2 protein-coding genes are annotated in these 2,026 nt (G+C 67.2%); both read left to right on the forward strand.

The genetic code is table 11. The features are described from left to right. The coding region (astD, locus tag B7L71_RS15650; protein WP_081139045.1) for a succinylglutamate-semialdehyde dehydrogenase at positions 1-1,356 on the forward strand (1,356 nt) is incomplete at its 5' end. After that, positions 1,353-2,026, forward strand: a 674-nt coding sequence (locus B7L71_RS15655) for an N-succinylarginine dihydrolase (RefSeq protein ID WP_139790154.1), incomplete at its 3' end; no start/stop codon positions are given. The genes astD and B7L71_RS15655, both read left to right, overlap by 4 nt.

Genomic DNA, 2,026 nt, shown 5'->3' on the forward strand with positions numbered 1-2,026 from the left:
CAGCCCCAGGTGGGGCGGGCAGTCGAGGCCGCCAGGGCCGCCTTCCCCGGTTGGGCGCGCACTCCCTTTGCCGAGCGTCAGGCGCTGGTAGAGCGGTTCGTCGAGGTGCTCAAGGCGCGCCAGGAAGACCTGGCCGTGGCGATTGCCGCAGAGACCGGCAAGCCGCTATGGGAAGCGCGTACCGAAGTCGGAGCCATGGTGGGCAAGGTGGCGCTCTCCATCAAGGCGTACCACGAGCGCACCGGCGAACGTGAAAAAGAGGTGGGTACCGCCAAGGCGGTCCTGCGCCATCGGCCCCACGGGGTAATGGCCGTATTCGGCCCCTATAACTTCCCAGGGCATCTGCCCAACGGCCACATGGTGCCCGCTCTGTTGGCGGGTAATACGGTGGTGTTCAAGCCCAGCGACCAGACCCCGCTCACCGCGGATTTGACCCTGCAGTGCTGGCTGGAAGCCGGCTTGCCCGCCGGGGTGATCAACCTGGTACAAGGCGGCGTGGCCGTGGGGCAGGCGCTCTCCGCCCACCCGGGTATCGATGGCTTGCTGTTTACCGGCAGCGCCAAAGTGGGCGGCCTGTTGCAGCAGCAGTTTGCCGGGCAGCTGGATAAAATCCTCGCCCTGGAGCTGGGGGGCAACAACCCGCTGGTGGTCAAGGAGGTGGATGACCAGCGCGCAGCCGTCCTGACCATTTTGCAGTCGGCGTTTCTTTCCGGCGGCCAGCGCTGCACCTGCGCCCGTCGTCTGATGATTCCCCAGGGGGAGGCGGGAGATCGTCTCATCGACGCGCTCTCAGAGGCGATTGCCAAACTGCACGTGGCCGGGCAGTTCGACGAGGAGCCCGCGCCGTTCTATGGCGGCCTGGTGAGCGTGGCCGCGGCCGATGGCCTGCTCAAGGCGCAGGACGAACTGGAAGCCATGGGCGGCACGGTGATCAACCGTATGCAGCGCCTGGCAGAGAACACCAGCCTGCTCAGCCCCGCGCTGATCGACGTGACCGGCCTGGAGGTGCCCGATGAAGAGCACTTTGGCCCGCTGCTGAAAATCCATCGCTATGCCGATTGGGACGAGGCGCTGGCACTGGCCAACGACACCCGCTATGGCCTTTCGGCGGGGCTGATCGGCGGCGAACCGGCGGATTGGGACGACTTCCTGCTGCGTATTCGCGCAGGCATCGTGAACTGGAACCGCCAGACCACGGGGGCATCGGGGGACGCGCCCTTCGGCGGCGTAGGCGATAGCGGCAATCACCGCCCCAGCGCTTTTTATGCCGCCGACTACTGCGCCTACCCCGTTGCCTCCATGGAAGCCGACAGTCTGGAAATGCCCGAAACCCTGCCACCGGGAGTCACCCTATGAGCGTCCACAGCATTCGGGAAGTCAACTTCGACGGTCTGGTCGGGCTGACCCACAACTACTCGGGACTGGCCCACGGTAATGTGGCCTCCATGAGCCACGGGGGCCTGGTTTCCAACCCCCGAGAGGGCGCGCTGCAGGGGCTGGCCAAGATGAAGTCGCTGATGGACGCAGGCTACGCCCAGGGAGTTCTGCCCCCGCAGCAGCGGCCGGACCTGGGCGCGCTGCGCGACTTGGGCTTCAGCGGCAGCAACCGCGAGATCCTCGCTCGAGCGGCGCAGCAAGCGCCACAGCTGCTGCGGGCGGTGTGCTCGGCGTCCAGCATGTGGACCGCCAACGCGGGCACCATTACGCCCGGCGTGGATGCGCCGGATGGAAGGGTGCACTTTACCCCGGCCAATCTGCAGTCGAGCTTCCACCGCTACCTGGAGCCGCGCACCACGGGGCGCGTACTCCAGGCGATTTTCCGCGATGAGCAGCACTTCGCCCACCACCCGGTGCTGCCCGCCACCCCCGCGTTTTCCGATGAAGGGGCGGCCAACCACACCCGGCTATGCGGTGAGTACGGCGAGCCCGGCGTGCACCTGTTCGTGTATGGCCGCCAGGCGTTTGGCGGCGGGCGCAGCGAGCCCAAGCGCTACCCCGCCCGGCAAACGCTGGAAGCCAGCCAGGC

This window comes from Halomonas sp. BC2, from assembly GCF_002078115.1.
Classification (GTDB): domain Bacteria; phylum Pseudomonadota; class Gammaproteobacteria; order Pseudomonadales; family Halomonadaceae; genus Vreelandella; species Vreelandella stevensii.